The sequence below is a fragment of the Micromonospora craterilacus genome (assembly GCF_003236315.1).
In the GTDB taxonomy this organism is placed as follows: domain Bacteria; phylum Actinomycetota; class Actinomycetes; order Mycobacteriales; family Micromonosporaceae; genus Micromonospora; species Micromonospora craterilacus.
In genome coordinates, this window is the sequence record NZ_POTY01000165.1 from 1 (window position 1) to 16,345 (window position 16,345).

Below are 16,345 nucleotides of genomic sequence, written 5' to 3' on the forward strand. Positions count from 1 at the left end.
GCCACCCACCTGCCGCCCGTGCCGCAGCCCGGCGCGCCCGTATCCCAGTACGACACCCCCGCGCTGCAGCACGGAAGCCCGCCCGTACCGCAGTACGACAGTCACGCCCCACCAGCTCATCAGCCGTGGCCGGTGCCACCCGTGCCGCAGACACCGGGACCGGCACCGCAGCCGGCCGACTCGGGGCCGCCCGCGCAGCCCTACCCCGGGGCGATGGCACCGCAGACCGAGCCGACGTACGCGGCACCCCCGCCCGGTCCGTTCCCGCCGCAGCCGGCCTGGAACCCGGCGCCCTGGCAGCAGGGCGCGCCGCCGCCGGTGGCGCCCCCGGTGCCGCAGCGGCCCTACCAGCCGACGGACACCGCGTCCCGGGTGCCTCCGGCGTTTGCGGAGCCGGCCTGGAGCCCGGAGGTGGGCACCGCGCCGACCGCCGAGGACTTCGCCCGGCGACGCCAGGTGCGCCCCGCCGACCCGGTCGCGACGATGGGCGTCCGCGCCGTGGTCAACAGGACGGGTCTGGTGAAGCTGCCACCCGGGCGGCACGAGCTGGAACTCAAGCAGGACATCGAGATGGTGCGCCGCAACTTCGGCGGGCTACGGCAGGTGACCGTGGTCAATCCGAAGGGCGGTGCCGGCAAGACCGTCGCCATCCTGCTGCTCGCGATGACCTTCGGTCAGAAGCGCGGCGGGTACGTGCTGGCCTGGGACAACAACGAGACCCAGGGCACCCTCGGCATGCGCGCCCAGCAGGACTTCCACTCCCGTACGGTGCGTGACCTGCTGCGGGATCTGGGCCAGTTCCACGGTGCGCACGGGCGGGTCGGCGACCTGTCGCAGTACGTCCGCTCGCAGGGCGAGGGGATGTTCGACGTGCTCGCCTCCGACGAGTCGGCCACCGGCGGCGAGATGCTCACCGCCGCCGCCTTCGGCGAGATCCGCGAGGTGGTCAGCCGGTTCTACAAGCTGATCTTCGTGGACACCGGGAACAACGTCCGCGCGCAGAACTGGCAGGCCGCGATGGACGCCACCGACCAACTGGTGGTCACCATGTCGGCCCGTAACGACTCGGCCGAGACCGCCGCCCGGATGCTCGACCACCTGGAGCAGAGCGGACGGCAACGGCTGGTCCGGCAGGCGGTCACCGTGGTCTCCATGCCGCCGTCCCGCAAGGAGATCGACCTGCCCGCGATCGAGGAACACTTCGCGGCACGGACCCGGGCCGTGCTGCTGGCCCCGTACGAACGGCTCATCGACACCGGCGAGCCGCTCCGCTACGCCCACCTCTCGGCGGCGACCCGGGACGCCTGGCTCAAGATCGCCGCAGCGGTGGCCGAAGGCTTGTAGCAGCCGCCGGGACGGCGGAGCCCGCCGCGGGCCCGACCAGCCCGACCGCCGGCCCGGGACAGTTCGGGCCGGCGGACGTTGCGGTCAGTTGCTGGCCAGCGCGTCGGCGGCGGCCGGGTCGCAGTCGCGGAGGAACTGGGCGCACCGGGCGGCCTCGTCGGCCTCGCCGATCGCGTCGGCGGCCCGGGAGAGCACGTAGAGACAGCGCAGGAAGCCCCGGTTCGGCTCGTGCGACCAGGGCACCGGCCCGTGCCCCTTCCAGCCGCTGCGGCGCAACTGGTCCAGACCCCGGTGGTAGCCGGTGCGGGCGTACGCGTACGCCGGGACGACCTGGTCCTCGGCGAACGCCCGGGCAGCCAGCGCGGCCCAGCCGGCGCTGTACGTCGGGAACCGGGCCGCCACCTCGGCGAACGCCTCGTCGCTGCCGGCCTGCTCGGCGGCCGACAGGGCGGCGTCGGCCTCGGCGTCGGCGGGCAGGAGCGTGGCGGGCGGCTCAGGCATGAGGTTCTGCATCGCCTCATTCAACCCGCTTCGACCGGGAGCCCGCGAGGGGGTCCGGTAAGCCGGCTGGCTGAACGGCCGAGAGGTCCGTCACGCCTGCGGCCCATCCGTCGCACGGCTATTTCCACTACAACTGTGGGTCCGGAGCCTCCCCAGGAACCGGAAGTGCGGGAGCCCGGCCAGGCCGCCGGGCTCCCGCACCCTTACCCGGGCGCAGCGGGGCCGCATCCGGCGCGGTTGTGCCGGCCGGGCAGGATGATCCGGTGCCGACTCCACCCCCCGCGGACGTCATCGAGCCGCACACCTGGACAGACGAGATCCAGACCCGAGCCGAGTTCGACCGCCGGCTGGCCACCGGAAGCCTGGTCGGCCTGACCGTCCAGGGGCTCCGGCTGGATCTGGACCCGACTCCCGACTTCACCGGCATCGAGGTGGCCGGGGCGCTCTTCGTCGGCTGCCGGTTCGCCTCCCGTCAGGTCGGTGCCGACCTGGTCCGGCGCGGCGCGAACGTGGTGCCGCCGTTCTCCGGCCTGCCGTACCCGACCCAGCCACCGCACCTCTACACCCCGGAGGAACTGGCCGCCGGCTTCGCCGAGGGCGGGTTCGAGGCGATGTACGACACCCGGGTGTACGCGCACTTCCGCGCCCACGGCGGGGCACTGCCCGACGTCCGGGAGGCGCTCGGCCAGCGGCTGCACGACCACGGCGTGGACAACGCGCTCGCCGACGCCACCCGGGCCTGGCTGACCACCCACGGGCCGCAGTCGGTGGTCGGGGTGATGGGCGGGCACGCGGTACGCCGCGGCAGTGCGCCGTACCGGATGGCCGCGGTGCTGGGCTGGGAACTGGCGCGGGCCCACCGGCTGGTGGTCACCGGCGGCGGGCCGGGGGTGATGGAGGCCGCCAACCTCGGCGCGTACCTGTCGACCCGGCCGGCCGAGGACCTCACCGCCGCCATCGACCTGCTCGCCACCGCGCCGGACTTCACCGACCACGACCGCTACACGGCGGCGGCGCTGCGGGTCCGGGAACTGTTCGGCCGGTCGGTCACGCCACCGCACAACGGCACCGAACCGGTGATGGCCTACCGGGCGGACTCGGCCGCGCTGGCCACCGGCGACCTGGACTGGGCCGGCTGCGGCGGGCTGGCGATCCCGACCTGGCTCTACGGCCACGAGCCGGCGAACCTGTTCGCCGGCCGGATCGCCAAGTACTTCTCGAACGCCATCCGGGAGGACACCATCCTGCGGCTGGCCCGCGGCGGGATCGTCTTCGCCCCCGGCCGGGCCGGCACCGTGCAGGAGGTGTTCCAGGCGGCCACCAAGACCTACTACGGCACCGACGGGGCCAGTGGCGCGTACGTGTTCCTGGACCGCGCCTACTGGACGGAGGAGTTGCCGGTGGAGTCGCTGCTGCGCCCCCTGCTGGCCACCTCACCGTTCGGCGACCTCTCGGACACCGTGCACCTCACCGACGACGTCCACGAGGCGGTCCGCCTGCTGGTCCGGTAAGGCCGGTAAGGAAGGGCCCCTTGTTAACACATCCGCGTCGGCGCGCGGACAGAGCGGCGGCCGGCCCCGAGGAACGGGACCGGCCGCCGGGTCGTACGGCGTCAGTGCGTCACTTGGTCATCGTGGTGCCGGTCGAGCGCAGGTGCTCGCAGGCCTCCATGACGCGGGTGGCCATCCCGGCCTCGGCGGCCTTGCCCCACACCCGCGGGTCGTACATCTTCTTGTTGCCGACCTCGCCGTCGACCTTGAGCACACCGTCGTAGTTGCGGAACATGTGGTCGGCCACCGGACGGGAGAAGGTGTACTGCGTGTCGGTGTCGATGTTCATCTTCACCACGCCGTAGTCGAGCGCCTCGCGGATCTCCGACAGCAGCGAGCCGGAGCCACCGTGGAAGACCAGGCTGAGCGGCTTCTCCTTGCCGTACTTGGCACCGACCGCCTCCTGGATCTGGTTCAGCACCTCGGGACGCAGCTTGACGTTGCCCGGCTTGTAGACGCCGTGCACGTTGCCGAAGGTCAGCGCCGCCATGTAGCGGCCCTTCTCGCCCAGGCCGAGCGCCTCGACCATGGCCAGGCCGTCCTCGACGGTGGTGTAGAGCTTCTCGTTGATCGCGTTCTCGACGCCGTCCTCCTCGCCACCGACGACGCCGACCTCGATCTCCAGGACGATCTTGCCCTTGGCCGCTTCGGTGAGCAGCTGCTCGGCGATCTCCAGGTTCTCCGCCACCGGCACGGCCGAGCCGTCCCACATGTGCGACTGGAACAGCGGCTCCTCGCCGCGCTTCACCCGCTCCTGGGAGATCCCCATCAGCGGCCGGACGAACTTGTCCAGCTTGTCCTTCGGGCAGTGGTCGGTGTGCAACGCGATGTTGACCGGGTACTTCTTGGCCACCTCGTGCGCGTACGCGGCGAACGCCACCGCGCCCGTGACCATGTCCTTCACGGACGGACCGGAGAGGTACTCCGCACCACCGGTGGAGACCTGGATGATGCCGTCGCTCTCCGCGTCGGCGAAGCCCTTGAGCGCCGCGTTGAGCGTCTGCGAGGACGTCACGTTGATCGCCGGGTACGCGTACCGGCCGGCCTTGGCGCGGTCCAGCATCTCGGCGTAGGCCTCGGGGGAAGCGATGGGCATGTCGAACGCTCCTTACTTGCCGCTGTCGGCCGTACGGCCGCTGTATCTCCTTGCGTGCCGGCCGTAGGCCGCCTGATCTCCATGGCCTGCCGACCGTGGGCCGCCAGTCCTCCATGGGCACGCCGGACCGCGCTGTCCTCCGCGGGCAGTATCCCGTAGCGGGACCACCCGGGCACAACCGGGCCGGTTCACCGCCGGCCTGCGGAGTCCGGCACCACGACGCTGATCAGCCAGGTGACCACCGCCATCACGATGGCGCCCCAGAAGGCCGCCCAGAAACCGTTGACGTGGAACGGCAGGTCGAGCGCCCGGGCGATCCAGTCGGTCAATAGGAACAGCAGCGCGTTGACCACCAGCGCGAACAGACCCAGGGTCAGCAGGTAGAAGACGCAGCCGACCACCTTGATGACCGGCTTGAGCACCGCGTTGACCACGCCGAAGATCAACGCCACGATGACCAGGGTGAACGCGCTGTGGTAGCCGGTCCGTCCGGTCACCCCGACCCCGGGCACGATCAGCGTGGTGATCCACAGCGCGACGGCGGTGGTCGCCAGTCGGATGAGGAAGCCCACGGGACCATCCTGGCACCGGGGACAGCCCCCGGTGGGGCGATTCGACCGACTCGACACCGGCCGGGGCGTACCCTCGCCCGCCCGACAGCCGGCCGGCGTCCTCGGCCCGGCGGCCGGTCGGTTCCCAGCGAGGCACCAGCGCAGCCCGTACGGTGGGTGCGTACCGTCCGCCGACATACCCGGAGGGACCGAATGGGTCAGCCCGACGAGGACTTCGCCCCCGGCGACCACCTGAGCCCGGAGGAACGCGACCTGGAGGCCGATCCAGCCGATGCGGTCGAGCAGGCCGCCGTGGTCAACCCCACTGAGGCCGAGGACGAGCCGCACCGCGGCCTGGAGGTCGACGACTGGGACGCGATGGAGCAGGCCCGGGTGGTCGCCGCCGACGAGGACGACTACCGCTGATCCCCCGGCACCGGCCTGGCCTTCCCGCCCAGTCCGGTCGGACCCGAACGGTTCTTGATGCTCGCCCGTTCGGCCGATCTTTGCCCGCTGGCGATCGGCACGGACAGCGAGAACCTTAGATCATCCTTAACATCCGGGGCTCCCAACCTGCACTCTTACAGGGAGGATCCCCCTTCATGCTGACCCACTCAACCCGGCGCTGGCTTGCCGGGCTGGGCGTGACGGGCGCGCTCATCGCCGCCTCCGCCACCCCCGCCTCGGCCGCGGAAGCCGACGTCTCGCTGGGTGTCTACTTCGGCGACACCACCATTGCCGCCGGCTCGCCCGGGAAGATGGACAGCCCGATCGTGTACGCCTCGACCCCGGTGGTCGTACGCGACTTGACGATCCGCTACGACTTCACCGACCTGGCCGGCAAGGCGACGTTCACCCCGGAGAGTCGCAGCGAATCGTGCACCACCCCGGAGACGAACGTGCTGGTCTGCACCGACCCGTTCGAGCGCCAACTCTTCGACCGGGGCTCCGGCGGCCTCTTCCCGGTGGTCATCGCGCCGACCGACGAGGCGAAGGACGGCGACGCGGGCACCGTCAAGGTGAGCCTCAGCGCCGCCGGGTTCACGCCGGTCGCCCATGAGGCACAGGTACGGGTTGGCGATGGTGTCGATTTGGCGGCCGGCCCGGCCACCGAACGGTCCGCCGGCCCGGGCAAGGCGTTCACCGCACCGCTGCGGGTCACCAACAGCGGTGACACGGTCGCCAAGGGTGCCAGCGTCTTCTTCTTCAACGACTACGGCATCCAGGCCGACAAGCGGTACCGCAACTGCACGTACGTGGATGCGCAGTTGCGGTCCTGCCACTTCGACGGGGACCTGACGCCGGGTGCCAGCTACGACACCACCCTCGCCTACCGAGTGGGCAAGGACGCGTTCGCGCCCAGGTTCGCCTACGGCGAGATCCTCTGGATGACGCCGGCCGAGGCCGAGGACTTCGAGGCGTACCTCAAGGAATGGGGCGCCACCCGGGGTGAGCCCGGCACCGACGGCGAGCTGAAGCTGACCGAGCTCGCACCGAGGATCGCGGCGCGCGGCTTCCAGGCGGACACCGAGCCGGACAACAACTGGTCGAGCCTCGCGGTGACGGTCACCGGCAAGAACAGCACCGACCTCGAGGCGATCGGCGACCAGGTCTCCGGCGCGAAGGGCGACGAGGTCGTCGTGACGGTCGGCTTCCGCAACAACGGCCCGGCCACCCTGGACAACGGCCGCAGCGGCTCCTCGGTCACCCATGTGGAGATCGAGATCCCCACCGGCACGACCGCGATGAAGGTCCCCGACTTCTGCTACCCGATCAACAGCAAGGACCAGTGGGGCGATCCGGGCGAGCCGGGTGGTCGGAAGTACGGCTGCTACCCCAGTTGGTTCATCAAGGCTGGAGACGAGGAGACGTACGACTTCGGGCTCCGGATCGACAAGGTCATCCCCAACGCGACCGGCAAGGTCAAGATCAACGTCCCGTGCCAGTGCGACGGCGGCTTCTACGCCGACCTGAAGCCGTCCAACGACATCGCCAAGATCGTCGTTAACCCGACCGGCCAGGGCGGTGACGGCGGCCAGGGCGGTGGCGAACTGCCGATCACCGGCGCCAACACCGCGCTGATCGCGGGCGCCGGCAGCGTACTGCTCGCCGCCGGTGTGGTCGGCTTCGTGCTGGCCCGCCGCCGCCGTACCCACTTCACGGTCTAGCGCCAACACCACGACCGACAGCACCACCGGTGCCCCGCCGACCCACAATTCGGCGGGGCACAACCGCATCCACCCGCCGAAATCCGGACGACGCAAGATCGACGGAGCTGACACCATGGGCTGGTGCTGCTCACCCTGACCACCACGCACCACCCCGCGACCGACCTCGGCCATCTGCTGATCAAGCACCCCGACCGGGTGCAGGCCTTCGACATGCCCGTCGGTACCGCACACGTCTTCTACCCCGAGGCCGGCGAGCAGCGCTGCACGGCCGCCCTGCTGCTCGACGTCGACCCGCTGAAGCTGGCCGCCGCGCGTGGTAGGGGTCGTGGCCGGCAGCCGGCCACGACCCCGGAGAGCTTCACCCTCGGGCGGTACGTCAACGACCGGCCGTACGCCGCGTCCAGCCTGCTCGCCTCGACGCTGTCGAAGGTGTACCGCTCCGCGCTGCGCGGTGAATCCCGGGAGCGGGCCGAGTTGGCCGCCACCGCCATTCCGCTGGAGGTCCGGGTGCCGGTGCTGCGCTGCCGGGGCGGCGCCGAGGTGGCCACCCGGCTGTTCACCCCGCTGGGCTGGACCGTGACCGCCACCCCGGTACCCCTCGACGAACTGCAACCACAGTGGGGCGACAGCCGCTACGTCGACCTGACCCTCACCGGCACGGTCCGGGTCGCCGACGCGCTCAACCACCTGTACGTCCTGCTGCCGGTGCTGGACGACGCGAAGCACTACTGGGTGGCCCCGGACGAGGTGGACAAGCTGCTGCGGGCGGGCGCGGGCTGGCTGGCCGACCACCCGGAGCGTGGCCTGATCGTCCGCCGCTACCTGGCCCATCGCCGGGTGCTGGCCGGTCAGGCACTGGAGCGGCTGGCCGCCCAACGCCCCACCGACGAGCCGATCGCGGACGACGACGTGGACGACGCGCCGGCCCGCGAGACGGCACCCCGGGCGTCGCTGGCCGCGCGCCGGCGGGAGGCGGTGCACGCCGCGCTGGTCGACGCCGGCGCCCGCCGCGTACTGGACCTGGGCTGCGGCGGGGGCGCACTGCTGGCCACGTTGATCGGGGACCGCCGGTTCACCGAGATCGTCGGCACCGACGTCTCCACCCAGGCACTCGCCGTGGCCGCCCGGCGGTTGCGGCTGGACCGGCTGCCCGAGCGCCAGCGCAACCGCGTTCTGCTCTGGCAGTCCGCGCTGACCTACCGGGACGACCGGTTGCGCGGGTACGACGCGGCGGTGCTGATGGAGGTCGTCGAGCACCTCGACCCGCCTCGGCTGCCGGCGCTGGAGGACGCCGTCTTCGGCCACGCCCGGCCGACCACGGTCGTGGTGACCACACCCAACGTCGAGCACAACGTCCGCTACGAGGGCCTGCCGGCGGGCGCGTTCCGGCACGCCGACCACCGGTTCGAGTGGACCCGCGCCGAGTTCGCCAACTGGGTGGAGCGGATCTGCGCCACGTACGGCTACTCGGCCGCGCTGCACGGCGTCGGCGATGACGACCCGGAGGTCGGCGTCCCCACCCAGTTGGCCGTGTTCACCCGGACCTGATGTTAAGAAGGGGCCCTTCCTCTACCGGAGGCGTTAAAAGGGGGCCCTTCCTTTCCTCCAAGCAGGAGTGCAGATGAGCGTTCTGGATATACCTGAGCTGGCGCTGGTGGCGCTGGTCGGGGTCTCCGGCTCCGGCAAGTCCACCTTCGCCCGCCGGCACTTCGCGCCCAGCCAGGTGCTCTCCTCGGACGCCTTCCGGGCGATGGTCGCCGACGACGAGAACGACCAGTCCGCCTCCGCCGACGCCTTCGACGCGCTGCACTACGTGGCCGGCAAGCGGCTGCGCGCCGGCCGGCTCACCGTGGTCGACGCGACCAACCTCCAGCCGCACGCCCGGGCCGCTCTGGTCCGGGTGGCCCGGGAGCACGACGTGCTGCCGGTGGCAGTCGTGCTGGACGTGCCGGAGGCGCTGGCCTGGGAGCGCACCGATGCGCGGGCCGACCGCACTTTCGGTCGGCAGGTGCTGGCCCGGATGTCCCGCGACCTGCGCCGCAGCTACGCCCAGCTGGCCCGGGAGGGCTTCCGCAAGGTGCATGTGCTGCGCGGGGTCGACGAGATCGAGGCCGCCGAGATCCGGTACGAGCGGCTGTTCAACGACCGGCGGGAGCTGACCGGGCCGTTCGACATCGTCGGCGACGTGCACGGCTGCCGCGCCGAACTGGAGGCGCTGCTCGTCCGGCTGGGCTGGCAGCTGCACCGCGACGACGCGGGCCGGCCGGTGGACGCGACGCACCCGTCGGGGCGTACCGCCGTGTTCGTCGGCGACCTGGTGGACCGCGGCCCGGACTCTCCCGCTGTGCTCCGCCTGGTGATGGGCATGGTCGCGGCCGGGCACGCGCTCTGCGTGCCCGGCAACCACGAGCAGAAGCTGCTGCGCAAGCTGCGCGGGCGCAACGTGAAGGTGGCCCACGGGCTGGCCGAGACGCTGGCGCAGCTGGACGCCGAGCCGGCGGAGTTCGCCGCCGACGTGGCCACCTTCGTCGACGGGCTGGTCAGCCACTACGTGCTCGACGGCGGCCGGCTGGTGGTCGCGCACGCCGGACTGAAGGAGGAGTACCAGGGCCGGGCCTCCGGCCGGGTACGGGCCTTCGCGCTGTACGGCGAGACCACCGGCGAGACCGACGAGTACGGCCTGCCGGTGCGCTACCCGTGGGCCCGGGAGTACCGGGGCTCCGCCATGGTCGTCTACGGCCACACCCCCACACCGGAGCCGGAGTGGGTCAACAACACCATCTGCCTCGACACCGGCTGCGTCTTCGGCGGCCGGCTGACCGCACTGCGCTACCCCGAGCGGGAACTGGTCTCGGTGCCAGCGGAGCGCGAGTGGTACGCCCCGGTCCGCCCGCTGACCGCCGCGCCGGCCCGACCCGACGAGGTGTTGGAGCTGACCGACGTGGCCGGCCGGCGGCACGTGGAGCACGCGTACGGCTCGCTGACCGTGCCGGCGGAGAACGCCGCCGCCGCGCTGGAGGTGATGAGCCGCTTCGCGGTCGACCCGCGCTGGCTGGTTTGGTTGCCGCCGACCATGGCGCCCTGCTCGACGTCCAGACTCGACGGCTATCTGGAGCACCCGTCGGACGCCTTCGCCGACTACCGGGCGGCCGGGGTGGACCGGGTGGTCTGCGAGGAGAAGCACATGGGCTCCCGCGCGGTGGTGCTGGTCTGCCGGGAGCCGGACGACGGTCCGTTCGGGCCGGGCGGCGGGGTGGTGCACACCCGCACCGGAAGGCCGTTCTTCGGCGGACCGCTGGACGCCGACCTGCTCGACCGGGTCCGCGCCGCGGTGACCGCCGCCGGGCTCTGGGACGAGCTGGACACCGACTGGCTGCTGCTCGACTGCGAGCTGCTGCCCTGGTCGGCCAAGGCCGGCGGGCTGATCCGCGAGCAGTACGCCGGGGTCGGCGCGGCCGGCCGGGCCGCCCTGCCGGCGGCGCTGGCGACGCTGGACGCCGCGACCGGCCGTGGGCTGGACGTCGGCGACCTGCGGGACCTGTTTGCCCGCCGCCGGGACGACGTGGTCGCCTACACCGCGGCCTACCGGGCGTACGTGCGACCGACCGACGGTCTGCGCGGAGTGACCCTGGCCCCGTTCGCCGTGCTGGCCGGCGGAAAAGCCAGCTACGCCGACCGCGACCACGGCTGGCACCTGACCCTGGCCGATCGGCTCTGCGCGGCGGACCCGGAGTTCTTCACGCCCACCCGGCGACAGGTGGTCGACCTGTCCGACGCCGAGGCGGTACGCGCTGCCACGGACTGGTGGCTGGCGCTCACCGCCACCGGCGGCGAGGGCATGGTCGTCAAGCCGTACGCCGGACTCGCGGCCCGCAGCGAGCGGGGCTCGCTGCTCCAGCCGGGGATCAAGTGCCGGGGGCGGGAGTACCTGCGGATCATCTACGGCCCCGGGTACACCGAGCCCGACCAGTTGGCCGCGCTGCGCCGCCGGTCGCTGGGGCGCAAGCGGGGGCTGGCACTGCGTGAGCACGCGCTCGGGCTGGCCGCGCTGGACGCCCTGGTCGGCGGCGCGCCACTGTGGCGCCGGCACGAACTGGTCTTCGCGATCCTGGCCTGCGAGTCCGAGCCGGTCGACCCGCGGCTGTGACCGTGCAAGGTGGACGATCGCGGACGCCCCGGTAACCTGGGCCGCCGTGGCGAAGGCCACCCGGACTGGTCGAGCGACTTACGGAGCGGAATCTTCATGGCATTGGGCGAACGGATAGGGCACGTTCTGCGCGGCGCGGCGATCGGCGTGGCCGAGGCCGTCCCGGGGATCAGCGGCGGGACAATCGCGCTGGTCACCGGCGTGTACGAGCGGGTCATCGCGTCCGCCGGTCACCTGGTGAACGCCGCGCGGTACGCGGCTTCCGACGTCCCGCGCGGACGCGGCTGGACGCGGGCCGGGCACCAGTTGCGGCAGGCGCACTGGGACGTGGTGATTCCGTTGCTGATCGGCATGCTGCCCGGCCTGCTGATCGCCGCGAAGACGTTGGAGCCGCTGCTGACCGGCTATCCGGAGCAGACCCGCGGGCTCTTCCTCGGGCTGGTGCTCGCCTCGGTGCTGGTGCCGGTCTCGATGGTCGGCAAGCCGTGGCGCCGGGTCGAGATCCTCGCCCTGGTGGTCGCCGCGGTGGCGGCGTTCGCGCTGACCGGCCTGCCGCAGGCCACCCTCACGCCGCACCCGTTGGTCGTGCTGGTGGCGGCGGCGGTCGCGGTCTGCGCCCTGGTGATGCCCGGGGTGTCCGGGTCGTTCCTGCTGTTGACCGTCGGCCTCTACGAGCCGACGATCACCGCGCTCAACGAGCGCGACTTCGGCTATCTGGCCATCTTCGCGACGGGCATGGTGATCGGCCTGTCGCTCTTCGTCAAATTGCTCCAGTGGCTGCTGGAGCAACACCGCCGGATGACCCTCGCGGTGATGTCCGGTGCCCTCCTGGGCAGCCTGCGGTCGCTCTGGCCATGGCAGTCCGACGACCGGGACCTGCAGGCGCCCGGCGACAACATCCTGACCATCGCCGTGCTGTTCCTGCTCGGTATGGCCGTCGTCACGGCAATGGTTATCGCCGAGCGTCGCCGGCTGAACCGGGCCGCCCGGGACCTCACCGAGGAGACGTACGAGATCTCGCAGGTCCGCTGACGCCCACCGCTTGGTGGCTGCCCGGCTGGGCGGCCACCAAGCGGTTCCGGTTCAGCGAGCCTTCTTGGTGGCCCGCTTGCGCGGCGGGGTCAGCAGGTCGGCGATCGTAGCGATCGCACTCGGGACCAGTCGGTAGTAGGCCCACACACCACGCTTCTCCCGCTCCAGCAAGCCGGCCTCGGTAAGGATCCGCAGGTGGTGGCTGACCGTCGGCTGGGAGAGGCCGAGCGGCGCGGTCAGGTCACACACGCACGCTTCGCCCTCGGGCGCCGACTGGATCAGGCTGAGCAGCCGCAGCCGAGCGGGGTCGGCAAGGGCCTTGAGGACCCCCGCCAGCCGCTCGGCGTCGGCGCGTTCGATCGGCTCGCCGGCAAGCGGCGAGATCTGAGGCATAGTCATTTCGGCCAACGCAGTTCCCACGTATTCCATCCTTCCACCAGCAGCATCGATCCGCCTGCATATCAGCAGATCCGAATCGGCAGACTTTTACGCCACAAGGCCGAGGTCAGCCAACGTATAGGCCGCCCGATAAGGCAGTCCGGCGGCTCGCACCGCGTCGCCAGCGCCACGATCAACGATAACCGCCACCCCCACGACCTCGGCCCCGGCCTCGCGAAGAGCCTCGACGGCGGTCATCACACTTCCGCCGGTGGTGGAGGTGTCCTCCACCGCCAGCACCCGACGACCGGCCACGTCGGGACCTTCGATCCGCCGTTGCAGACCGTGCGCCTTGCCTGTTTTCCGTACCACGAACGCGTCCAACGGACGTCCGGCGGCGTGCAACATCGACAGTGCGATCGGATCTGCGCCCAACGTCAGACCGCCCACCGCGTCGTACGACCAGTCGGTGGTCAACTCCCGCATCACCCGACCGACCAACGGTGCCGCCCGGTGATGGAGCGTGACGCGCCGCAGATCGACGTACCAGTCAGCCTCCTGCCCCGAAGAGAGCACCACCCGCCCATGGACCACAGCCAGGTCGGAGATGAATTTACGCAGGTCGTCGTGGTCCCCCATGGCGATAGAGGGTACTGCGCAAGTCTGTGTGCCGCGTGCGCGGGCTACCTGCGCCAACCCTTCCGGGGGACCGATGAGTGGCAATGTACGACTACGCTAAGTCGATCACCGCTGCCGATCGGGTGACATCGAACAGGCTGGACCCGTCCGGGCACCGCGGGTGGGTGGGTCAGCCCCGATCGCGGCCGATGCGACCCCGGGTGTCCCGGCCGACCTTCTCGAGCAGCCGGCGCGGCGCGTGCCGCAGACCCGCCACGGCCAGCTTGTACTTCCACGACGGGACACTGACCAACTTGCCTTTGCCCAGGTCACGTAGGGCTTCGTCGACCACGGCCGGGGCGCTAAGCCACATCCACTCGGGAGTCTTCGACATGTCGATGCCGGCTCGCTGGTGGAATTCCGTCCGGGTGTAGCCGGGGCACAACGCCATCACCCGTACGCCGAACGGACGCGCGGACTGGCCGACGGACTCGCTGAAGTTGATGACCCACGCCTTGCTGGCCGAGTACGTCGAGCCGGGCATGACCGGGCCGAACCCTGCGACGGAAGAGACATTAATCACTGCCCCGCTGCGCCGCTCGGTCATCGTGCGCAGCCCAGCGAGGGTCAGCCGCATCACCGCGTGCACGTTGAGCCGGAGCAGTCGGGCCTCGTCCTCCGGCGACGACTTGAGGAACGGGGTGTTCAGACTGATCCCGGCGTTGTTCACCAACAGCTCGACGGGCGGCTCGTCGGCCAGCCGTCGCTCGACCTTCGCGCAACCGTCGTCGGTGGACAGATCGGCGGAGATGGTTTCGACCTGGACGCCGTGCCGGCCGGTCAACTCGGCCGCCTGCGCGGCGAGCCGGTCCGCGTCCCGGGCGACGAGCACCAGGTGCCATCCGTCGGACGCGAGCCGCCCGGCGAACGCCGCCCCGATACCCGCGGTCGACCCGGTGATCAACGCCCGTCGCTCGCTGGTCGGCTGGTCGGGCGTCACGGGGTCGGGCCTCACGGGCGTCCTCACCTCGGTGGGTGCGGGGGCGACGGCGGCGCCCCGGGCGGCGGATAGGGCTGGTACGGCGGCGGATACCCGGCCGGCGGGTATCCGGACGGCGGTGCCGGCGGCTGGTAGGGCGGCGGCGCGGGTGGCTGGTGCGGGGGCGGAGATGCCGGGCGGCGACGGAACCAGGCGTTGGCCGGAGGCATCGCCAGCAGCACGGCTACCACAAGGTAACCGAGCACCTGGCCGACCGAAAGGGCCACGGTGAGCGGGATCCACCAGGACGGGTAGGCATCCGCGACCAGAGTGACCAGTTCGGCGACGGCCCGGTCCTCGCCGAAGTCCAGCGGCGTGGCGCGCTGGACGCCCACGGCCACGATCCCGCAGCAGCCGAGGAACATGCCCAGCGCGGCGACCACCCAGGTCGCCACCCGGGCACCGGGCCGACGAGCGGCCAGGCCGAACGCCAGACCGGCGAGGAGCAGCCCGACGAGCACGCTCAGCACCGCCGACAGCAGCACCGAGCCGCGCAGCAGGTTGACCACCGCGTCGACCTGGCTGGCGTCGGCCGAGGTGCCGGCAGCCGCCGCGCGGAACCGGCTCACGGTGCCGCCGACCGTGGTCAGGCCGGCCACGGCGTACCCGAGCGCGCCCAGCGCCATCACCGCCAGCACCACCACCGCCAGCGTGACCACGGCCGGTCGGCGGGCCGGCGCCTGTTCGGGGTACGACACGACGAGTCCCTCCGGTAGGCGTTCGGGATGCAACCTACTCGGAGGGACCGTCACAGTCGCGCTTAACTCACCGGCGGTCAGCTGGGGCGGTCGGCGGGCGGCGGTTGCTCACCGGGCTGCTCCGGGCCGCCGGTCGGTGGGTTCTGCCCGGTGAGCCCGCCAGGCTGGCCACCGGCGGGCGGCTGACCTGGGGTGGCCGGGTAGCCGGGCTCGGCCGGCTGCTGCGGGGCCCCCGGGTACCCCGGGGCCGGCGGGTAGCCGGGCTGGCCCGGGTAGCTGCCGCCGGGCATCGGCGGCTGCCATTCCGGAGCCGGCTTGCGGAAGAACGCGTTTGCCTGCGGCAGCGCCAGCAGGATCAGCGCCGCCAGCACCGAGATCAGGCTGATAACGCTGAGCAGGTGGCCGACCGGGGTGACCCAGGACGGCAGGGCCTCCTCCAGCCGGCGCTGGACCTCGTCCGCGCTGGGCATGTCCCCGCTGGTGCTGCTCGGTGTGCCGAGGCCACCAGCCAGGTTGCCGAGCAGGCCGAAGCCGGTGCAGCAGACCAGGATGCCGCCGACGATCCAGGTGGCGATCCGGGAACCGTTCTTGCCCCGCAGGTTCACCAGGCCCAGACCGAACAGCGCGAGCGCCGCCACCAGCATGAAGATGGCGGTGCCGACGCCGACGACCACCACGAGGTCGGCGACCCCCTCCATCCCGTCGGCCGTGGTACCCGCGTAGGCGTCCTCCATCACTTCACGAACGGTGCCGATGGTGGACAGCGAGATGACCACACTGATCAGTTGGCAGACCGCGAACAACAACAGCAGGTAAGTGGAAATCGTCACCACGCCCGGCCGCGACCGGGCCGGGGTGTTCTGAGGATCGACCATCTTTCTCCTTCCCTGGAACGCGCTTCACCGTATCGGCAACGGGCCATCTCGGCACAACACAGCGTCACCCGGCCGGCGCGTCACCCGCTGATGGTGCCGGTCGAGGTCGACCAGACGGCCGACGGTGCCGGTGACGGCCGGCCCGCCCGCTACCGGCTCTGTCCGCCTGATCCGGCAGCACTGGCACCGCCTTGGTCACCACCGTCCGGCTCGGTGGTGCTGCCACCGGACGAAGGGCCACCGGAGGCGGGTGCCTCGCCAGCGGCGGATGCCTCGGCGGCGGATGCCTCGCCAGCGGGGGACGGCTCGGCGGCGGGTGGCTCGGCAGCGGCGGATGGGTTGGGC

Annotated in this window: 16 protein-coding genes; 7 read left to right on the top strand and 9 right to left on the bottom strand. The window is 71.7% G+C overall.

Going from position 1 to position 16,345, the window contains the following annotated elements:
- The coding region (locus C1I95_RS22875; RefSeq protein ID WP_499877989.1) for a MinD/ParA family ATP-binding protein at nucleotides 1–1,344 on the top strand (1,344 nt) is incomplete at its 5' end.
- A gap of 84 nt (nucleotides 1,345–1,428) precedes the next feature.
- On the opposite strand, the gene C1I95_RS22880 is transcribed toward C1I95_RS22875, so the two are convergent.
- Entirely contained in the window at nucleotides 1,429–1,857 is a 429-nt protein-coding gene (locus C1I95_RS22880) for a DUF3151 domain-containing protein (RefSeq protein WP_111216482.1), read from the bottom strand.
- A gap of 251 nt (nucleotides 1,858–2,108) precedes the next feature.
- Between C1I95_RS22880 and C1I95_RS22885 the strand changes: the two genes are divergently transcribed.
- Nucleotides 2,109–3,356 (top strand): LOG family protein, encoded by a 1,248-nt coding sequence (locus C1I95_RS22885; RefSeq protein ID WP_199523865.1) that lies wholly within the window; start codon nucleotides 2,109–2,111, stop codon nucleotides 3,354–3,356.
- A 109-nt stretch (nucleotides 3,357–3,465) separates the two neighbouring features.
- Here the strand turns inward: C1I95_RS22885 and fbaA are convergent, their stop codons facing one another.
- Nucleotides 3,466–4,491, bottom strand: coding sequence for a class II fructose-bisphosphate aldolase (gene fbaA / locus C1I95_RS22890; RefSeq protein ID WP_111216487.1), 1,026 nt, complete (start codon nucleotides 4,489–4,491; stop codon nucleotides 3,466–3,468).
- A 188-nt stretch (nucleotides 4,492–4,679) separates the two neighbouring features.
- Nucleotides 4,680–5,063, bottom strand: a complete 384-nt coding sequence (locus tag C1I95_RS22895; RefSeq protein WP_111216489.1) for a phage holin family protein — start codon at nucleotides 5,061–5,063, stop codon at nucleotides 4,680–4,682.
- Between the two features lie 192 nt (nucleotides 5,064–5,255).
- On the opposite strand from C1I95_RS22895, the gene C1I95_RS22900 reads away from it, so the two are divergent.
- The 5 genes from C1I95_RS22900 to C1I95_RS22920 all read left to right on the top strand — a co-directional run bounded on the left by C1I95_RS22900 (nucleotide 5,256) and on the right by C1I95_RS22920 (nucleotide 12,392).
- Nucleotides 5,256–5,468: a hypothetical protein gene (locus C1I95_RS22900; RefSeq protein ID WP_111216491.1), complete on the top strand. Its 213-nt coding sequence runs from the start codon at nucleotides 5,256–5,258 to the stop codon at nucleotides 5,466–5,468.
- Between the two features lie 176 nt (nucleotides 5,469–5,644).
- Nucleotides 5,645–7,210 (top strand): LPXTG cell wall anchor domain-containing protein, encoded by a 1,566-nt coding sequence (locus tag C1I95_RS22905; RefSeq protein WP_111216493.1) that lies wholly within the window; start codon nucleotides 5,645–5,647, stop codon nucleotides 7,208–7,210.
- A gap of 123 nt (nucleotides 7,211–7,333) precedes the next feature.
- Nucleotides 7,334–8,761 (top strand): 3' terminal RNA ribose 2'-O-methyltransferase Hen1, encoded by a 1,428-nt coding sequence (locus C1I95_RS22910; protein ID WP_111216495.1) that lies wholly within the window; start codon nucleotides 7,334–7,336, stop codon nucleotides 8,759–8,761.
- A 73-nt stretch (nucleotides 8,762–8,834) separates the two neighbouring features.
- Nucleotides 8,835–11,360, top strand: a complete 2,526-nt coding sequence (locus tag C1I95_RS22915; RefSeq protein ID WP_111216503.1) for a polynucleotide kinase-phosphatase — start codon at nucleotides 8,835–8,837, stop codon at nucleotides 11,358–11,360.
- A 96-nt stretch (nucleotides 11,361–11,456) separates the two neighbouring features.
- Complete coding sequence (locus tag C1I95_RS22920; RefSeq protein WP_199523866.1) at nucleotides 11,457–12,392, top strand: DUF368 domain-containing protein; 936 nt, start codon at nucleotides 11,457–11,459, stop codon at nucleotides 12,390–12,392.
- A gap of 51 nt (nucleotides 12,393–12,443) precedes the next feature.
- Here the strand turns inward: C1I95_RS22920 and C1I95_RS22925 are convergent, their stop codons facing one another.
- From C1I95_RS22925 to C1I95_RS36525, 6 genes are all read right to left on the bottom strand, one after another.
- Entirely contained in the window at nucleotides 12,444–12,821 is a 378-nt protein-coding gene (locus C1I95_RS22925) for an ArsR/SmtB family transcription factor (protein WP_007454255.1), read from the bottom strand.
- A 57-nt stretch (nucleotides 12,822–12,878) separates the two neighbouring features.
- Entirely contained in the window at nucleotides 12,879–13,409 is a 531-nt protein-coding gene (gene pyrE / locus C1I95_RS22930) for an orotate phosphoribosyltransferase (RefSeq protein WP_111216497.1), read from the bottom strand.
- 169 nt (nucleotides 13,410–13,578) lie between these two features.
- Nucleotides 13,579–14,388, bottom strand: coding sequence for an SDR family NAD(P)-dependent oxidoreductase (locus C1I95_RS22935; protein WP_111216499.1), 810 nt, complete (start codon nucleotides 14,386–14,388; stop codon nucleotides 13,579–13,581).
- 23 nt (nucleotides 14,389–14,411) lie between these two features.
- A complete protein-coding gene (locus C1I95_RS22940; RefSeq protein WP_111216501.1) occupies nucleotides 14,412–15,125 on the bottom strand; it encodes a hypothetical protein in 714 nt (237 codons plus the stop codon).
- A 77-nt stretch (nucleotides 15,126–15,202) separates the two neighbouring features.
- On the bottom strand, nucleotides 15,203–16,000 hold the full coding sequence (locus tag C1I95_RS22945) for a hypothetical protein (protein ID WP_233513821.1): 798 nt from the start codon (nucleotides 15,998–16,000) through the stop codon (nucleotides 15,203–15,205).
- Between the two features lie 149 nt (nucleotides 16,001–16,149).
- On the bottom strand, nucleotides 16,150–16,345 hold a 196-nt coding region (locus tag C1I95_RS36525), incomplete at its 5' end, for a hypothetical protein (RefSeq protein WP_233513822.1).